Here is a 17,346-nt window from a genome sequence, read left to right as displayed (position 1 = left end):
GGAGCGGGTCAGCGGACGCGCCAGGCGCCGGTGCGGCGGGGGCCTGAGGAGGGGCCCACGACCTTGACGCGGCGGACGGTGTTGTGGCCGAGCTCCTCGTTCAGGCGCTTGACCAGCGTGGACGACAGAAGGCGCAGCTGGGTGGCCCAGGTGGTGGAGTCGGCGGCGACGGTCAGCTCGCCGTCCTCGAACTTCTCCGGGCGGGTGTGCTCGGCGAGCTCGGGGCCCACGATGCCGGGCCAGTTGCCGAAGACGCCGCCCACCGCGGCGCGCTGCTCCCAGCCGCGGTTGGACATGAGCTCGCGGATGGCGGCGCCGAAGAGCTTGGGGTCGCCGCCCCGGCCCGGCTGCGGAACGCGGGGACCGCGCGGGCCCTTGCGCTTGCCCTGCCCGGGAACCGAGCCGCGCTTGGCCGCGTCGGCCCGCGCCTGCGCGAGCGCCTCGCGGGCGAGCTCGATCCCCGACTTCGCCGGGGGTTCCGGCGCTGGGGACGGGCTGGGGACGGAGTTGTCCGCGACATCTCCGGAATTCACCGATCCGGGATGGTTGTGCACATCCTGTGGATCGTCGTTGATATCAGTCACGGGTCACCTCACCGTCGGAGACGGTGTACGAGGCGCCGGTCAGCTCCCCCGGCACGTCGGCGGGGACCGCGGCCGTGATCAGCACCTGCTCGGCGGGGGAGACCATCTCGGCCAGGCGCGCCCGGCGGCCGGCGTCCAGCTCGGCGAAGACGTCGTCGAGGATGAGGACCGGGTCGTCGCCGTCCGCCCTGAGCAGGTCGAACGCGCCGAGACGGAGGCCGAGCGCGAACGACCACGACTCGCCGTGCGAGGCGTAGCCGCGGGCCGGCAGATCGCCGAGGCGGAGGACGAGCTCGTCGCGGTGCGGCCCGACCAGGCTGACGCCGCGTTCGAGCTCCTGCTTGCGCGCTTCGGCGACGCCCGCGAGCAGCAGCTCGCCCAGCTGTGCACGGTCTGTGGACAACTCGGCGTCGCCGAGCGAGCTCTTGTAGGTGATGTCGGCCGCGCCGCCGCCGGGGGCGATCGCCGCGTACGCCTTGGAGACCAGGGGACCGAGGGCGGCGACGAGCTCCAGGCGCGCGGCGAGGAGCTCGGAGCCGGTACGCGCCAAATGCGAGTCCCAGACCTCGAGGGTGGAGATCACCTCGGCGCCGGGCGCGCGGCGATGGGCGGCCGCGGACTTCAACAGGGCGTTGCGCTGCTTGAGGACGCGGTCGTAGTCCGACCGCACGGCCGCGAAGCGCGGGGCCCGGGCGGTGAGGAGCTCGTCCATGAAACGGCGGCGTTCACCCGGGTCGCCCTTGACCAGGGCGAGATCCTCGGGCGCGAACAGGACCGTCCGCAACATCCCCAGGATCTCGCGGGGCCTGGGGACGGGGGAGCGGTTGAGCCGCGCGCGGTTGGCCTTGCCGGGATTGATCTCAAGCTCGATCAGCGCCTTGCGCTCGTCCTTGACCACCCCGGCCCGGACGATGGCGCGCAGCGCACCCTGCCTGACCAGCGGCGCGTCGGTCGCGGCCCGATGGCTGCCGTGGGACGCCACGTAGCCGACGGCCTCGACGAGATTGGTCTTGCCCTGGCCGTTCGGGCCCACGAACGCGGTGACTCCCGGCTCGAGCGCGACCTCGGCGGTGGCGTACGAGCGGAAGTCCTGGAGCGAGAGGTGGGCGACGTGCACGGGACACGAGCGTAGAGCCTCCCGGCGGCCGCCCGCCCCTCACCACTCGACAGAGCCGCGACGTGCCTGGTCAGAGCTTGGGTGGCTCGACGTCGGCGCCGGGAGAGTCGGCGCCCTTGGCCGACTCCACGGCGTGACCGCCGAACTGGTTGCGCAGCGCCGCGACGACCTTCATCGCCGGCGAGTCGTCCTGGCGGGACGCGAACCGGGCGAACAGCGACGCTGTGATCGCCGGCAGCGGGACGGCATGGTCGACGGCCGCCTGCACCGTCCAGCGGCCCTCGCCGGAGTCGTTGGCGTATCCACGGAGCTCGTCGAGCTGTGGATCGTCGGCCAGCGCGCGGTTCATGAGGTCCAGGAGCCAGGACCGGATGACCGTGCCCTCCTGCCAGCTGCGGAACGTCTCGGGCACGTTGGTCACGATGTCGCTGGCCTCGATGAGCTCGTAGCCCTCGCCGAAGGCCTGCATCATCGCGTACTCGATGCCGTTGTGGACCATCTTGACGAAGTGGCCCGCGCCGATCTTGCCGGAGTGCACGAACCCGAACTCGCCCTCGGGCTTGAGGGTCTCGAAGATCGGCATCAGCCGCTTCACGTTGGCGTCGTCGCCGCCGACCATGAGGGCATAGCCGTTCTGCAGGCCCCACACGCCGCCGCTGACGCCGCAGTCGACGAACCCGATGTCCTTGGCCGCCAGCTCCTGCCCGTGCTTCTGGTCGTCCACATAGTGTGAATTACCGCCATCGATGACGATGTCGCCGGGCTGGAGCACCTTCCCCAGCTGGTCGACGGTGTCCTGGGTCGGCTGGCCCGCCGGCACCATCACCCACACCGCCCGGGGCGGCGACAGGCGCTCGATCAGCTCCTCGAGCGAACTCACATCGCTGATGTCCGGGTTCCGGTCGTAGCCGACGACCGTGTGGCCACCGCGGCGAAGACGTTCGGCCATGTTGCCGCCCATCTTGCCCAGGCCGATCATCCCCAGCTCCATGCTCACTCCCCTGTGCGTAACTCTGCCTGGCTCTGCCTGTCGTTGTCGGGTGAGGGCTTGCCTACCCGCGAACGCGCGTCCCCCACGTCCACAGGGCTGTGCATGCCGAGCCACGCCGTCGCCGTGAACGCCGGCCGCGCCCCCGCCGTCATGCCCCGCCCCACCTCGACCGTACGTCCGTCCGACCGAAGTCGATCACCCCGTCGCCCCGCGGGCAACCGACGTACCCCGGCCGCCGACGGCCCGCACGCCCGGTGGACGCACCACCTGCCCGACGCACGACCTGCCCGACGCACGACCTGTGGACGCGCCATCCACCGCCCGTCCTGCCCGCGAACGGGAGAACGGACGGCCTGCCCGCAACCACAGGTGGCCACAGGCAGGCAAGGGCGATCGGCGGGCAGGCGACGAAGGCGCCGGCGAGCACGTCGGCTCGTTCGGCGTCCACGAGGACAGCCCACATGCCTGTGGATTCCGGCCGCGGTCGGCGGCCGTCGTCCGCAGGCATGCCCCAGGACAGATCCTTACCCAGACAGGCGCACCGGCATGATCAGGTAGCGGTAATTGGGGTTGACGCCCTCCTCCGGCGGCTTGCCGGTGAGCACGGCGGGCTTGGTCGGCGTCGTGAACGAGAGCCGCGCGATGTCGGACCCGATGTGCGTCAGGCCGTCCAGCAGGAAGCCCGGGTTGAAGGCGATGTCGATGTCCTCGCCCTCCAGCGTCGCCTCCAGCGCCTCGACGGCCTGGGCCTCGTCGCCGGTCCCGGCCTCGAGGACGACCTCTCCCTGGCTGAACGAGAGCCGTACGGGCGTGTTGCGCTCGGCCACCAGCGAGACGCGCTTGACGGCCTCGATGAACGGCCCGGTCTGGATCTCGGCGAGGCCCGCGTACTCGCTGGGCAGCAGCGAGCGGTACTTCACGAAGTCGCCGTCGAGCAGCCGCGACGTCGTCCGGCGGCCGCCGCCCTCAAAACCGATCATGCCTTCGCCGGTGCCGCCCGTGCCGCCGAGCGCGATCGAGACCTCGGCGCCCGAGGTCAGCGACTTGGCGGTGTCGGCCAGGGTCTTCGCCGGAACGAGGGCGACCGCGGAGAAGTCCGGTCGTTCGGGCTTCCAGTGCAGCTCGCGCACCGCGAGGCGGTAACGGTCGGTCGCGGCGAGCGTCACGGTCTCGCCCTCGATCTCCACACGCACGCCCGTGAGCATGGGAATGGTGTCGTCACGACCGGCGGCGACGGCGACCTGGTTGACGGCGGCCGCGAACTCGTCACTGCCCACCGACCCGGCGGCCGGCGGCATCTCCGGCAGGGTCGGGTAGTCCTCCACGGGCATCGTGAGGAGGGTGAACTTCGCGCTGCCACAGCGCAGCATCACCTTCGCCCCGTCCGTGGTCACCTCCACAGGGTGGGGAGGAAGGCTGCGCGAGATCTCGGCGAGGAGGCGGCCGGAGACGAGCGCCGTGCCCGCGTCCTCCACGTCGATGTCGGTCGAGACCTGTGCGGAGACCTCGTAGTCGAACGCCGACAACTTCAGCCGGTCGCCCTCGGCGACGAGGTGCATGCCTGCGAGCACGGGTACAGGAGGCCGGACCGGGAGCGTGCGTGCCGTCCAGGCCACGGCTTCGGCCAGGGCGTCTCTGTCGATGCGGAACTTCAAGGGGACCCGCCTCCTGCAGGTTTCGGATCAAGGGTGAGGTGGAACAGCTCAAGTGACGCACCCGGGGAGCTTCGTCCCCAGGCCCTAGTTTGAGTTGAGCTTTTTCTTGAATAGATAAGAGAGGTAGTACTCGTCATAGGGGCCGTGGACAGTGTGGATATCGTGCGTTCTCCCAGGTGAGAGTACGAATTTCTGTCCACTGAGGGTGTGCATGGCCGGTGGATCGGCGAGCGCCGCCTGAGGACGGAGAAATCGTCCCCACACGTCGTCCTCATGTCTTCCCCCGGTTGTCCACGAGTTCTCCGCAGGCTTTCGCGGCTTTCCACGGGTCGTCCGTGACGGGCGGGATCGGTGGCCGGACGCGTCCCCAGGACGTCCCCAGGCATTCCCCAGGCCGTCCACGAGTTCGTCCCCATGCCGCCCGGCGGGCTTCCCCAGCCGGTCCCCAAACCATCCACGAATTTCCTCAGCTTGTCCGCAGGTTGTCCCCCGGCTTTCCACCGGGATCCCCAGAGTTTTCCCCAGCCTGTGGGTGTCGTGCCGTCTGAGCAGGTGATGTGCGCCTTTTCGTCCTCGCCTCCTTGTGCACGTCCCGCGGGGCCTGTGGGAACGGCCCGTCCACATGCCGTCCCGCGTTGCCCACAGGGCTCCAGGGCTGTGCACGACGTGGGGACAGGATGGCTCAGCGCTTGCGCGCCTGGTGCTTGATCCGGCCGGTCAGCTCGGTGACCTGGTTGTAGATGGCGCGGCGTTCGGCCATCAACGAGCGGATCTTGCGTTCGGCGTGCATCACCGTGGTGTGGTCCCGGCCGCCGAACTGCTGCCCGATCTTGGGGAGGGACAGCTCGGTCAGCTCGCGGCACAGGTACATCGCGATCTGCCGGGCGGTCACGAGCATGCGCGACCGCGACGGACCGCAGAGGTCCTCGATCGTCGTCCCGAAGTACTCCACCGTCTGCGCCATGATCATGGCGGCGGTGATCTCGGGGCCGGAGTCGTTGGGGATGAGGTCCTTGAGGACGATCTCGGCCAGCTTCATGTCGACCGACTGGCGGTTGAGGCTGGCGAACGCGGTCACCCGGATCAGCGCGCCCTCGAGCTCGCGGATGTTGGTCGCGATCTGCGAGGCGATGAACTCCAGCACGTCCGGGGGAGCGGCGAGGCCCTCCTGGCGGGCCTTCTTCTGCAGGATCGCGATGCGGGTCTCGAGCTCGGGCGGCTGGACGTCGGTCGTCAGGCCCCACTCGAACCTGTTGCGCAGCCGATCCTCCAGCGTCACCAGTTCTTTGGGCGGCCGATCACTGGAGATCACGATCTGCTTGCTCGCGTTGTGCAGGGTGTTGAACGTGTGGAAGAACTCCTCCTGCGTCTGTTCCTTGCCTTCCAGGAACTGGATGTCGTCGACGAGGAGGATGTCCACATCCCGGTAACGCCGGCGGAAGCCGTCGGCCTTGCCGTCGCGGATCGAATTGATGAAGTCGTTGGTGAACTCCTCGGAGCTCACGTACCGCACGCGTGCTCCGTTGAAGAGGCTCTGCGCGTAATGGCCGATGGCGTGCAGCAAGTGCGTCTTGCCGAGGCCGGAGTCTCCATAGATGAACAGCGGGTTGTAGGCCTTGGCCGGCTGTTCGGCGACGGCGACGGCGGCGGCGTGCGCGAAACGGTTCGACGAGCCGATGACGAACGTCTCGAACGTGTACTTGGGGTTGAGGCGCGCGTGCTCGGCTCCGCCCCCGCCTCCGCTGCTCGTTCCGGCGCCGCTGGAGGCGCCCTCGCGGGAGCCGCCGCCTGGGCCTTCGTGCCCGCCGCCCGGCCCGGAGGGCGGGCCGAGCCGGGGCTCGATGCCGCCGGGGGACTCCTCATCGCGGAGGGACTCTTCGCTGCGGTACGTGTCGTCCTGCTGGAACGTGTCGTTCTTGAAGCGGTCGCCGCCACCGCCACCGCCACCGCCGAACGGGTCGTCGCCGGACCGCGCGCCGCCGCCGTGCTGGGGCGGCTCGGCCGGACGTCCGGGACGGACAGCTCCGAGGGTGCGGTCGTTCAGGTGCGAGGGCGCGTGCCCGCCGGGGGAGCCTTGCTGGCGTCGGCCGCCCTCGGCGGGATCGTACGAGTCGGAGCCGTTGCCGCCGCCCATGCCGCCGGGCCCGCCCATGGCCGGGCCGCCGCGCAGACCGGGCTCGCCGAGCCCGTTGTGCCCGCCGCCGGAACCGCCGCCCTGCCCGCTCTGCCCGCCGGGACCGCCCGGGCCGGGGCGTCCGCGCCCGGAGTATCCACCGCCGGGCTGGGGACCGCGCCCCTCGAACGACCGGTTGCCCGGACCGGCGCCGTAGGCGGGCGGCCGGGGAGCGGCCGGATAGCCGCCCGAGTGGTCGTTGTCACGCTGCGGCCATCCACGGTCGTCGTCCTGCGGTGGATATCCACCGCCACCGGGTCCGGGGCTGTGGACAACTCCCGGCTGACCCTGGCCGTATCCCTGGTCTCCGTACGTTCCCTGGTCGCCGTAAGGCCGTTCGCCGAACTGCTCGGGGTAACCCTGCTCGCCATAGCCGGACTGCTGGTCCCCATAGGAGGATTGCCCCCCATAAGAACGGTCCTCGTACGACTCGCCGTAGGGCTGCTCCCCATAGGACTGCTCGCCGTACGGACGTTCGCCATAAGAAGAAGGTGCGGACTCGGGGGAGCGCTGGTCGCCGTCGGCGGTGTCGGGATGGACGGTCACCGCCACGCGGATCTCCCGCCCCAGCTCATGCGAGAGCGCCTGCGTGATCAGGCTGCGCAGCCGGGTTTCCAGGGCGTCCTTGGCGAACTCGTTGGGAGCGGCCAGCAGCGCGGTGCCCTCGACGAGGGCCAGCGGACGGACCATCGGAAGCCACGCGCGGTAGCTCGGCGGGAGCTCACCCTCGGCGAGTGCGGTGAGAGTCCGGGCCCAGACCGACGCGAGATCCTGACCGTCCATGCGCAAGGTCCCTCCCTAAGCTCCCCGTCAACCGGAGCACCGCCGGTTGCCCTGCATCACCACGGGTGCGGCCGGTCTCACAGAGCTCAGCCCCGCCGCGGAAGACTTACTCTCTCACGAGTTGTCCACAGAGTTGTCCACACGCTGTGTATGAGCATCGGATGCCTGTGCAAAAGTCACAGCGCGTAGGGTCTGGTGGGTGATCTACAGGGGACTCGGTGCAGCTCGCCGCGAGTCCCGGGAGGGGAAGAGAGCCGGCGGGGCACGACGTCGACGTCCACCGGCTCGCCGGGAGACCTTAGCGCCGCCCGCCCCGGCCCCGCAACAGACTCAGGCAACCCCGGACTCTTCTCTCACACCCGCCCATCACCCCCCGTCACCATGTGATTTCCACGACTGCCCAAGCCCTTCCACCGCCCGCGTCAGACCGACCCACGACCGCGCGCCGACCCTCCCGTGGGTGCGGTCCGGGCCCTCTCCTCGTGGTCGAGGATGACGCCGATGCCGAGAACGGTGGACGGCCTGGCGGAGGGCATCGGAGGGCATCGGAGGGCATCGGAGGGCGGCTCGGGCGGGGGCCAGGGCGGGTAAACTGGGTGCTCCGAGTCGGTGCTCTCCGTTTGACCTAATGGGCAGGTAGCCCGTAACGTTCTGAGGTCGAGTCGCATCGACGGAGATGACGCGTGCCCGCCAACCGATAGCCGGCGGGCCCCCGCTGCGAGGGACCAGACGCGGCCCTCGATGCGAATCCTCGCACTTGAACCACCTGAACGACCCAACCGACCGCAGCACTGGAGCCTCGAGTGAGCAAGCGTACTTTCCAGCCGAACAACCGTCGTCGCCACAAGAAGCACGGCTTCCGGCTGCGCATGCGTACGCGCGCCGGGCGTGCCGTTCTCACCGCGCGGCGCCGCAAGGGCCGCGCCCGCATCGCGGTCTGACCCTCCCTTCTCATGCTGCCGTCCGGACACCGGATGCGGCGGCGGGACGAGTTCACCTTGGCCGTCCGGCGCGGTCGCCGCGCTGGACGGCCGAATGTCGTCGTTCACCTGCTACGCCGAGATGACGCCGCCGAGGAGAGCGCGACGGACGACCGGCCGCTGGTCGGTTTCATCGTCGCCCGGAACGTGGGCAACGCCGTCGTGCGCAATTCCGTCCGGCGGCGGCTGCGCCACCTCGTCCGCGCGCACCTCGATCGACTTCCGCGGGGTAGCCTGCTCGTAGTGCGCGCCAATCCCTCCGCGGGTGCGGCACGCCACGACGAACTGGCCGCGGACCTCGAGTCGGCGCTCGACCGGCTGCTGCGGCCCGCGTCCAAGGGGCGGAGATGACGAGCCAGCCTGAGGGGCAGATCCCCTCACCCCACACGTTCGCGAGGCCCGGCCTCGCGGCACGTGCGCTGATGCTCCTCGTCCGCGCCTACCGCCGCTTCTTGAGCCCTCTGCTCGGACAGCAGTGCCGCTTCCAGCCCAGCTGCAGCGCGTACGGCCTGGAGGCGCTCCAGGTGCACGGAGCACTGCGCGGCACCTGGCTGACGGTCCGCCGGATCGGCCGGTGCCACCCCTTCAACCGAGGCGGCTACGACCCCGTTCCGCCTCCCCGAGGGGACGCACCCTCCCAGACCTCCGGCCGCGAGGAGAGCGGCCCCGCCCTAGCAGAGCCCAAGGAGCTGCCCGGTGCTTGATTGGCTATACAAGATCGTTGCTCAGCTCATCGTGTGGATTCACACGGGACTGAGCTCCATTGGCATTGACAAGGACAGCGGATGGGCCTGGGGCGGCTCCATCATTCTGCTGACGGTACTGCTGCGGCTGGTCCTCGTCCCGTTGTTCGTCAAGCAGATCCACGCGTCCAAGAAGATGCAGGAGCTGCAACCCAAGATTCAGGCGCTGCGCAAGAAGTACAAGAACGACAAGCAGCGCCTCAACCAGGAGGTCATGAAGCTCTACCAGGAGAACGGCGCCAACCCGCTCGCGGGCTGCCTGCCGATCCTGGTGCAGATGCCGGTCTTCATCGGTCTCTTCCAGGTCCTGAAGCGGATCTCGGACGCCAAGCCGGGCGAGGGCGTCTTCGCGGTCACCCCGGACCTGGTGCAGAGTGCTCAGAAGGCCAACATCTTCGGGGCGCACATCCCCGACACTTTCCTCAACGCCTGGGGCGCCGACCCCAAGACGTGGAGCGCGATCGTCGTCACCGGCATCGCGGTGGTCATCAGCTCCTGCACCACGTTCTTCGCCGTCCGGTCGAGCATGCAGCGGCAGAAGCTGCAGGGCACGATGGACGACAACAACCCGATGATGCAGGCCCAGAAGATGATGGTCTTCCTGGCGCCGCTCTTCGGCCTGTTCGGTCTGGGCTTCCCGCTGGGTGTGCTCATGTACTGGGCGACGTCCAACTCCTGGACCCTCGCGCAGCAGCACTACATCTACAAGAAGTACTACCCGCACCAGAACGGCGACGACAACGGCAACGGCGCGTCCAAGGGCACAGGCAAGGCCGGCACGAGCAAGAACGCGAAGGCGGCGCCCGCGGGCTCCGGCCTCAAGAAGCTCAAGAAGGACCAGCCGGTCGACACCCCCGAGCCCGAAGAGAAGCCGAAGGTCGTGCGCAACCAGCCGACCCGCAAGCCGCGCAGCAAGCGCAGCGGCAGCCAGAAGCGCTAGTTTGAACCCCGGTCCTTGTCGAAGAAGGAGATCCCGTTGAGCCAGACCGACACCACCGAGGTCGACGTCCAGGCGCTCGAGCAGGAAGGCGAGATCGCCGCCGACTACATCGAGGGTCTGCTGGACATCGGCGACTACGACGGCGACATCGACATGGACGTCGAGGGCGAACGTGCCATGGTCGCGGTCGTCGGCGGGGCGCTGGACGAGCTGGTGGGCAAGCGCGGTGAGGTCCTGGAGGCCCTGCAGGAGCTGACCCGGCTGGCCGTGCACCGCCAGACCGGCAACCGCACCCGGCTCATGCTGGACATCGGCGGTTATCGCGAGCGGCGCCGCGCCGAGCTCACCAAGCTGGGCCAGGACGTCGCGGACGAGGTCAAGCAGAGCGGTGAGCCCAAGCCGCTGGCCCCGATGACCCCGTTCGAGCGCAAGATCGTCCACGACGCGGTCGCGGCCGTCGGCCTCCGCAGCGAGTCCGAGGGCGAAGAGCCCGAGCGCTTCGTAGTAGTGCTCCCCGCCTGAAACACGAACGCAAAACCGGCCCCGTCCCCGCGACGGGGCCGGTTTCGTTTAACCATCCGGATCCGCCGGGGCTGACCGCTGCGAGCTTCGAGTCCGGCCGTATCTGACTGATCGCTTCGGTCTGATCTCGACCGAGACCGAACCCGTCGCGGCAGGCATTCAGCCCCGGTGCCTGCCGCATCTCGGTGTGATTCCGGCCACGTGGGACATCCCAGGGCCGTCGCCGTCCGCCGGCGTGCTCAGTGGAACAACTTGTGCCATAACTATGCCGGTGCGGGCAGGCGCCCGGTCGCCTGAAGCGGGAGCGGTCGGCGGCGACTTCGAGAGTGAGCCGACGACCAGGCGACCGGGCGCACGTCCCTGCCCTCCTGGGAAAAGCCGGTCAGATGGGCCGCTCATGCGGCGGGCGGCGGCGGCGGCGCGGGGGAGGGGCGGAGGTGTGCAGCCGGTTCTCCACACCCGGATCCTGCGCGTGCGCCGGGTTCTGGGCTCGGGCCGGGTCCTGGGCGCGACCCGGGTCCTGCGCCATGTGGCCGTGCGGCTGTTCAACGTGTCCAGGACGTTCAATCACACGTTCGACGTGCTCGACCGGGCCGTTCGGGGTCTGCTCGACCGTCCGCTCCTCGCGGACCACCGTCTCGGCGCCCGGCTCGACGATCGGCGGCTCGACGTACGCCGGGTCCGCCCCGGACATGAGGCCGGCGCGGCGACGCGGGCGGAGGTACATGAGGGTGAACGCCATGCTGATGGCCCCCACCAAGATCAGGATCCAGCCGACCAGCTGGATGTCCAGGCCACTGAGCTCGACGCGCAGGGCGAACGCGAGGATCATCCCCAGGGCGATGAAGGCGAGACTGACTCCGACTCCCATGACTCGGAGCCTCCTTCCGTGACGGGCGGGGCTTGCGGACGGGCTTGCCTGGTTCCGCATCTACCCGATCAGGCAGGAATATGCCTGCCTCCTTCGTCGGTAAGGGGCTTGTGACCGCTCGAACAGTCTCCGTCCTGCACGTTTCATGTGTGCGTCCCCCGGACTTTTTGTGGAACGATTCGTACGGTGGGGATTGCGAGCGAGGTTTTCGGTGACGCACTGCCGCTGGCTGAACGCTATGCGGAGTTTCTCGCCGGTGCCGGGGTCGAGCGTGGCCTGATCGGGCCGCGCGAGGTCGACCGGCTCTGGGAGCGTCACTTGATCAACTGCGCCGTCGTGGCGGAGGTGATTCCAGAGAAGGCCACCGTCGTCGACATCGGTTCGGGAGCCGGTCTCCCGGGTATCGTTCTGGCGATCGTCCGGCCGGATCTCACGATCACCCTGCTCGAACCCCTCCTGCGCCGCACCACCTTTCTCAACGAGGTGGTCGAAATGCTTCAGCTGGACAACGTCGAGGTCCGCCGGGGCCGGGCCGAAGAAGTGGCCCGGGAACTGTCCGTGGACATCGCCACCGCCCGCGCCGTCGCCCCGCTTGAACGACTCGCCAAATGGGCGCTGCCCCTCCTGCGCCCTGGTGGGGAGCTTCTGGCCATGAAGGGGGAGCGCGCGGCGACCGAATTGGAAGAGGCGCGACCCGTTCTCAAACGTTTTGGTGTACGTACGACGGAGCTACTGCAAGTCGGGCGCGGTAAAGTCGACCCGCCGACAACGCTTGTCCGTGTGGTCGCCGAGCGCGCACCCCGCCGTGAGTCCGGTAGGGGTCGGTTGGTTGGAAAGGGCGACGCCAAAGGGTCGAGGAAGAGGTCTTCATGAGCACGGGACCAGGACTGGGCTGGCCTGACCGCGGCGACGAATCCCCCGATGACGACACGTCCGGCCTGGGCTGGCCCGATGAGGGCGAGACGCCGGAGGAAACGGGCGGCGCTCCGGAGGAGCCTGCCGCCCCGGAGGGCACGCCCTCCGGCCATGCCATGTGGGGCAACACCACGTCCGGGACCGCGGAGACCGTCGGGTACGTGCCGACCAACGGGGGCTCGCAACCCCCGGGCCCGCGCAAGGGACCCAATCAGGGGGAGTCACAGCTCGTGCGCGAGGCGCTCAAGGACGCCAATGTTTCACAAGAAACAACGGTGGCGGTGATCAAGGCGATGTCCGGCCGCCGTGAGAAGGATTGGCCGAGACCCGCCGCCTGCAGGGTGGTCACGATCGCCAACCAGAAGGGCGGCGTCGGAAAGACCACGAGCTCGGTCAACCTGGCCGCGTCCCTGGCCATGCACGGCGCCCAGGTCCTGGTCGTCGACCTCGACCCCCAGGGCAACGCCTCCACCGCCCTCGGCGTCGAGCACCACGCCGAGATCCCGTCGATCTACGACGTCCTGATCGAGGACATGCCGCTGGCCGACATCGTCGTCGCGGCCGCCGACATTCCTAACCTGTTCTGCGCCCCCGCGACGCTCAACCTCGCCGGCGCCGAGATCGAGCTGGTCTCCAAGGTCGCCCGCGAGTCCCGCCTGCGCCGCGCCCTGGACGCGTACGACACGGAGAAGTTCGACTACGTCCTCATCGACTGCCCGCCCTCCCTGGGACTCCTCACCGTCAACGCCCTCGTCGGCGGCGACGAGCTGCTGATCCCGATCCAGTGCGAGTACTACGCCCTGGAGGGCCTCGGTCAGCTGATCCGCACGGTCGACCTCGTGAAGTCGCACCTCAACCCGAAGCTGACCGTCACCACGATCCTCCTGACGATGTACGACGCCCGCACCCGCCTGGCCGCCCAGGTCGCCGACGACGTCCGCAACCACTTCGGCGACGTCGTCCTCAACACGGTCATCCCGCGCAGCGTCCGCGTCTCCGAAGCCCCCAGCTACGGACAGTCGGTCATGACGTACGACCCCGGATCCAGTGGAGCGCTCGCCTACAGCGAGGCCGCCTCCGAGATCGCTCACCGCGGAGCCGCGGAGTGAGTGCCGGAAAGAACGGAAGGGACGCGGCGTGAGCCAGCAGCGACGAGGCCTGGGCAAGGGACTGGGGGCCCTCATTCCCACAGCTCCGCCACCGCCCCCCGGGGGCGAGCCCGGTGCCGCCAACGGCTCCGACGGCGCCGCGCTGGCCATGCAACCGGTCGCCGGCGCCCACTTCGCCGAGCTCCCACTCGATTCCATCCGCCCCAACCCGCGCCAGCCCCGGGACAACTTCGACGAGCAGGCCCTCGAAGAGCTCTCCGAGTCGATCGGCATCGTCGGCCTCCTGCAGCCGATCGTCGTCCGCAGGATCGACACGGCCGAGCACGACTACGAGCTGGTCATGGGGGAGCGCCGCTGGCGCGCCTCCCGCCACGCGGGCCTGGACGTCATCCCCGCCATCGTCCGCGACACCGGCGACGACGACATGCTCCGGGACGCCCTCCTGGAGAACCTGCACCGCCAGCAGCTCAACCCGCTCGAAGAGGCTGCCGCCTACCAGCAGCTCCTGGAGGACTTCGGCGCCACCCACGAGCAGCTCGCAGGCCGCATCGGCCGCTCCCGGCCGCACATCACCAACACGCTGCGCCTGCTCAACCTGCCGCCCGCCGTCCAGCGCCGCGTCGCCGCGGGAGTCCTGTCGGCCGGCCACGCCCGCGCGCTCCTCTCCCTGGAGAGCGTCGAGGCGCAGGAGAACCTCGCCGCCCGCATCGTCGCCGAGGGCCTCTCCGTCCGCGCGGTCGAAGAGATCATCGCCTTGCGCGAGGTCGAGGAGGACTCCGCCGCGCCGCGCCAGAAGCGCAAGAAGCCCGTGGCGCCGGCCCTCAAGCAGCTGGCAGACCGCCTTTCCGACCGCTACGAGACCAAGGTCCGCGTAGACCTGGGCCGCAGCAAGGGCAAGATCGTCGTCGAGTTCGCCTCCCTGGAGGACCTCGACCGGATCATCAAAACCATGGCCCCAGACGAACAAGGCGTCGGCGATCCCGACCTCTGAGAAACGCCCCGGAGCTCAAAGCCCGGGGCGTTTCTCGTCCCCCAAGTTTCATGTGAAACACCTCCACGCGCCTCTCCCCAGCCTCACCCGAGAACGCCCCCATCAACGAGCCCTTCGATACACGGGACTCACACGCCTCGGTCAGAGCGCGGAAGACGCCGGCCGCATTTCCACGCAATCACGTCGAGGGTGCCCTTGCGCGGCGCGGTCGGGCTCTCCACCCACGGCGACAAGCCAACCAACACCACGACCCCACCCCTCAACTTGGTCGAGTGGGAGCTGAACGAACTGCGACCGTCGCACCAATAGGCCGGAAGCGCTCCCCACCGGTAACGCCCTTCACCCGCCGCGAGATGCCTGCCGCTGCCGCTGCCGCTGCCGCTGCCGCTGCCGCTGCCGCTGCCGCTGCCGCTGCCGCTGCCGCTGCCGGGTCCCCTTTGCGAGCCGATCAACAACGGCGTGCCGCTATTTGCGGCGCCGATCACCGCCGAACAGCCCGCGAACACCGCGCCGCCTGGGAGCCCCCGGACTGGCCGTCTCGGTCCTGTACGACAAAGGAGCGGGGCGAATCCGTGGCCCTCGGCCAGTTGCCCGCCACTAACGCGACCCGATGCAGCGTCGTGCCCACCTGGCAACGCCCGGAGGCTCGGGGTCCCGTGTCTGACCGACGTCTATCTCCGGACGTAATCGGCCGAGCGTTGGCAGTCCGCTTGCCTCGGCCACGGACGACCGTCATGCTCGCTGCGGGGCTGCGGGGCTGCGGGGCTGCGGGGCTGCGGGGCTGCGGGGCTGCGGGGCTGCGGGGCTGCGGGGCTGCGGGGCTGCGGGGCTGCGGGGCTGCGGGGCTGCCACAGCCGCCAGCGCCAGATGAATGGTGAGCCGGCGAGGCGTATCCGAGCAGCCGGGTATGGCCATGCGCCCGAACGCCGGTAGATCGGGGCGGGGCGTCGCGTCAATTCGGCGACGACAGACAGCACCCCCCGTCGAGCAGGTTGGGGCAAGTCATGGAGAAGAGTCCCGGCGCCGATGCCTCGGAGACTCCAGCTTCTGTCATTGAGGACCATCCGTGTCGCTCGGGTTGGAGGACCGCCGATCTGTCGTCCTTCGGACGCGTGCCCGGCAGGGGGTTGATCGACCAAGCCCAACCCGTCGTCAGGCTGACCGCGTCCATCTAGTTGTTCGGGAGCCCACCGGGGGCTCTTCGACCGTGCCGAAATCAACGGCCCAAGTAGCTGGAGAGCGCTTTTTGGCTGCTCCGCGAGTTCTCCAGAACGCATTCTCCTGCCGATCGGAGCCACTTTTCGACGGAACTGGATGGGCCTCAGAGCGCTCAGAGACGCTCACAGAACTCGTTTCAAGGCGATTCCAAGCGCTCCGACAGCAAGATCAGGTCTCGAACCCGGCGTTGGCGTACCACCGACCGAAGCGCACGCAGCAGGAGGTCGAGCAGGGGAAGAGCCCATCCGCACTCAACGGGCTGTTGATCGCAATGGGAACGGCAGCGGGCAGGGAAGTGGGCCGGAGGGGCCACCCCCTCGGGGACGTGGCCGTGATCATTTGGACGCCCGCGCACCGGAACCATGCGACCGCCACAGGTCGGCATGTAACGCGTAGCCGGTGTAATGGGGTGCCACTGAGGACATGTGCTGCCGCTGCCCTGGCTGCTCGCAGAACCACCACGTTCTTCGTCTCGGCGCTCATGCGTCCTCGGCGCCGAGCGCGAGCAGGCTCTCCTCGCTCAGCCTGCGGTTGACCGAGGAGAGCAGGGCCTCACCGGCGTGCACGACGTGGACGGCCTCGATCAGGCGGGCGATGGCGGTGCGTTCGCGCTTCGCGGCGAGCTGGTCGAGTTGCTCGCGTTCGCGTTCCAGGGTTGGCGGCGTGGTCTTCCAGCGCCCAGGTGTAGCGGCAGGTACGAGCCGAGGGCCCAGGCGCCGATCGGGATTGGGCGGCGAGGTGATGCTCGCCGCCAGCAGGAACAGCGCCGTCGGGACGAGCGCCGCCGCCGAGATCTTCCGCCCGCGTAGGTCGGCGAGGCAGGTATGGCGACCACGGCGGGCGCGCCACCCGGCCACCGGAACGGGCCGGATCCGCTGAAGTTCGCTCGCGCAACATGGTCGACGCCTGCCCCCCGGGGCGGGTGCGGGGCGTTCGGCGTTGGTTCAAGCGGGCTCCGGGGCGCTGTCATGGTGGTGCCGGGCGCCGCGGGGACGGTGAAGGCGGAAACGTTCCGTGTCCGCCCTGTCCCTGGAGGCCGTATGACCATCGAGACCTCCGGCGCCGCTCCGTCCCGGGACCTGGCTCCGATCGAGGATGTCCACCTCCGGCACCACCAGCCCGCATGTTTCATGTGAAACAGAGGGCCGCGCCGCAGTCGGCAGCAAGGGATCCGCCCGCAGTACCAGCGTCGTGTCGTTCGGCAGCGCCCGGCCTGCCGCGCCTGCGCCCTCCTGGCCACTGAGCTTGTTGAGGCCAAGGAGGAACCCCGCCCCGGCACCGTCGCCGAGCAGAACTTCCTGGGCCGCCCCATCACGGAGTTCGCCCGATTGCTCATGCGAGTGCTCTCCAGCCAAGCCCCTAAGGGGAAGTCCTGCGACGGCGGCCAACGGACGACGTGCGTCGGGTCGTACGTGCCGCTGGCCGACAACACCATGGCCTACGGCAACAGCCGCGCCTGGCGGTCAGCCCTCGCCGAATGTGGAGTCGCTTACGGACGTCGATTCCTGGTCGCGCTCCCGGCATTCGACCACCGCTGGGGAGCTTGGCCGAAGTCATGGGGCGACCGCGTCGCAATGGGTCCTCAGCATTCCGCAGCTAGGTCGGAGATGAATTAGGGCACGGGCGCTCCAGGCGTCAGCAATGCTCCGGTCGACTGCGACTGCGACTGCGACTGCGACTGCGACTGCGACTGCGACTGCGACTGCGACTGCGACTGCGACTGCGACTGCGACTGCGACTGCGACTGCGACTGC

The 17,346-nt window shown here is 69.4% G+C and carries 15 protein-coding genes; 8 read left to right on the top strand and 7 right to left on the bottom strand.

The window, feature by feature from the left end:
• Window positions 1-8: 8 nt before the first annotated feature.
• The 5 genes from ABZ810_RS26120 to dnaA form a co-directional block, all read right to left on the bottom strand.
• Window positions 9-533 (bottom strand): DUF721 domain-containing protein, encoded by a 525-nt coding sequence (locus tag ABZ810_RS26120; RefSeq protein ID WP_358407466.1) that lies wholly within the window; start codon window positions 531-533, stop codon window positions 9-11.
• A gap of 43 nt (window positions 534-576) precedes the next feature.
• Window positions 577-1,701, bottom strand: a complete 1,125-nt coding sequence (gene recF, locus ABZ810_RS26115; RefSeq protein ID WP_358407465.1) for a DNA replication/repair protein RecF — start codon at window positions 1,699-1,701, stop codon at window positions 577-579.
• A 70-nt stretch (window positions 1,702-1,771) separates the two neighbouring features.
• Window positions 1,772-2,806: a phosphogluconate dehydrogenase (NAD(+)-dependent, decarboxylating) gene (gnd, locus tag ABZ810_RS26110; RefSeq protein ID WP_358407463.1), complete on the bottom strand. Its 1,035-nt coding sequence runs from the start codon at window positions 2,804-2,806 to the stop codon at window positions 1,772-1,774.
• 410 nt (window positions 2,807-3,216) lie between these two features.
• On the bottom strand, window positions 3,217-4,347 hold the full coding sequence (gene dnaN, locus ABZ810_RS26105; RefSeq protein WP_358407461.1) for a DNA polymerase III subunit beta: 1,131 nt from the start codon (window positions 4,345-4,347) through the stop codon (window positions 3,217-3,219).
• Between the two features lie 682 nt (window positions 4,348-5,029).
• Window positions 5,030-7,303 carry a chromosomal replication initiator protein DnaA gene (gene dnaA, locus ABZ810_RS26100; RefSeq protein WP_358407459.1) on the bottom strand — a complete coding sequence of 758 codons (2,274 nt, stop codon included), beginning with the start codon at window positions 7,301-7,303 and terminating at the stop codon, window positions 5,030-5,032.
• Window positions 7,304-8,106: 803 nt separating this feature from the next.
• Between dnaA and rpmH the strand changes: the two genes are divergently transcribed.
• From rpmH to ABZ810_RS26075, 5 genes are read left to right on the top strand one after another with little or no spacing between them, the layout of a single operon-like run.
• Entirely contained in the window at window positions 8,107-8,244 is a 138-nt protein-coding gene (rpmH, locus tag ABZ810_RS26095) for a 50S ribosomal protein L34 (protein ID WP_358407457.1), read from the top strand.
• Window positions 8,245-8,256: 12 nt separating this feature from the next.
• Window positions 8,257-8,634, top strand: coding sequence for a ribonuclease P protein component (gene rnpA / locus ABZ810_RS26090; RefSeq protein ID WP_358407454.1), 378 nt, complete (start codon window positions 8,257-8,259; stop codon window positions 8,632-8,634).
• Window positions 8,631-8,987 carry a membrane protein insertion efficiency factor YidD gene (gene yidD, locus ABZ810_RS26085; RefSeq protein WP_358407452.1) on the top strand — a complete coding sequence of 119 codons (357 nt, stop codon included), beginning with the start codon at window positions 8,631-8,633 and terminating at the stop codon, window positions 8,985-8,987. The genes rnpA and yidD overlap by 4 nt, the downstream gene beginning before the upstream one ends.
• Complete coding sequence (gene yidC, locus ABZ810_RS26080; RefSeq protein WP_358407449.1) at window positions 8,980-9,966, top strand: membrane protein insertase YidC; 987 nt, start codon at window positions 8,980-8,982, stop codon at window positions 9,964-9,966. The genes yidD and yidC overlap by 8 nt, the downstream gene beginning before the upstream one ends.
• Window positions 9,967-10,002: 36 nt before the next feature.
• Entirely contained in the window at window positions 10,003-10,488 is a 486-nt protein-coding gene (locus tag ABZ810_RS26075) for a R3H domain-containing nucleic acid-binding protein (RefSeq protein WP_358407446.1), read from the top strand.
• Between the two features lie 382 nt (window positions 10,489-10,870).
• Here ABZ810_RS26075 and ABZ810_RS26070 read toward each other — a convergent pair whose 3' ends face one another.
• Complete coding sequence (locus tag ABZ810_RS26070) at window positions 10,871-11,359, bottom strand: DUF6458 family protein (protein ID WP_358407444.1); 489 nt, start codon at window positions 11,357-11,359, stop codon at window positions 10,871-10,873.
• A 186-nt stretch (window positions 11,360-11,545) separates the two neighbouring features.
• Here ABZ810_RS26070 and rsmG point away from each other — a divergent pair, with 186 nt between their 5' ends.
• From rsmG to ABZ810_RS26055, 3 genes are all read left to right on the top strand, one after another.
• A complete protein-coding gene (gene rsmG, locus ABZ810_RS26065) occupies window positions 11,546-12,232 on the top strand; it encodes a 16S rRNA (guanine(527)-N(7))-methyltransferase RsmG (protein WP_358407442.1) in 687 nt (228 codons plus the stop codon).
• A 335-nt stretch (window positions 12,233-12,567) separates the two neighbouring features.
• Window positions 12,568-13,383, top strand: a complete 816-nt coding sequence (locus ABZ810_RS26060; protein ID WP_358407854.1) for a ParA family protein — start codon at window positions 12,568-12,570, stop codon at window positions 13,381-13,383.
• Between the two features lie 28 nt (window positions 13,384-13,411).
• Complete coding sequence (locus tag ABZ810_RS26055) at window positions 13,412-14,374, top strand: ParB/RepB/Spo0J family partition protein (protein WP_358407440.1); 963 nt, start codon at window positions 13,412-13,414, stop codon at window positions 14,372-14,374.
• Window positions 14,375-16,071: 1,697 nt separating this feature from the next.
• On the opposite strand, the gene ABZ810_RS26050 is transcribed toward ABZ810_RS26055, so the two are convergent.
• Window positions 16,072-16,449, bottom strand: a complete 378-nt coding sequence (locus ABZ810_RS26050) for a hypothetical protein (RefSeq protein ID WP_358407438.1) — start codon at window positions 16,447-16,449, stop codon at window positions 16,072-16,074.
• Window positions 16,450-17,346: the final 897 nt, after the last annotated feature.

Origin of the sequence: Spirillospora sp. NPDC047279 (assembly GCF_040643285.1) — a bacterium.
In the GTDB taxonomy this organism is placed as follows: domain Bacteria; phylum Actinomycetota; class Actinomycetes; order Streptosporangiales; family Streptosporangiaceae; genus Spirillospora.
The sequence above is the reverse complement of the archived record's forward strand: the minus strand, read 5'-3'. Positions and strand labels throughout refer to the sequence as shown.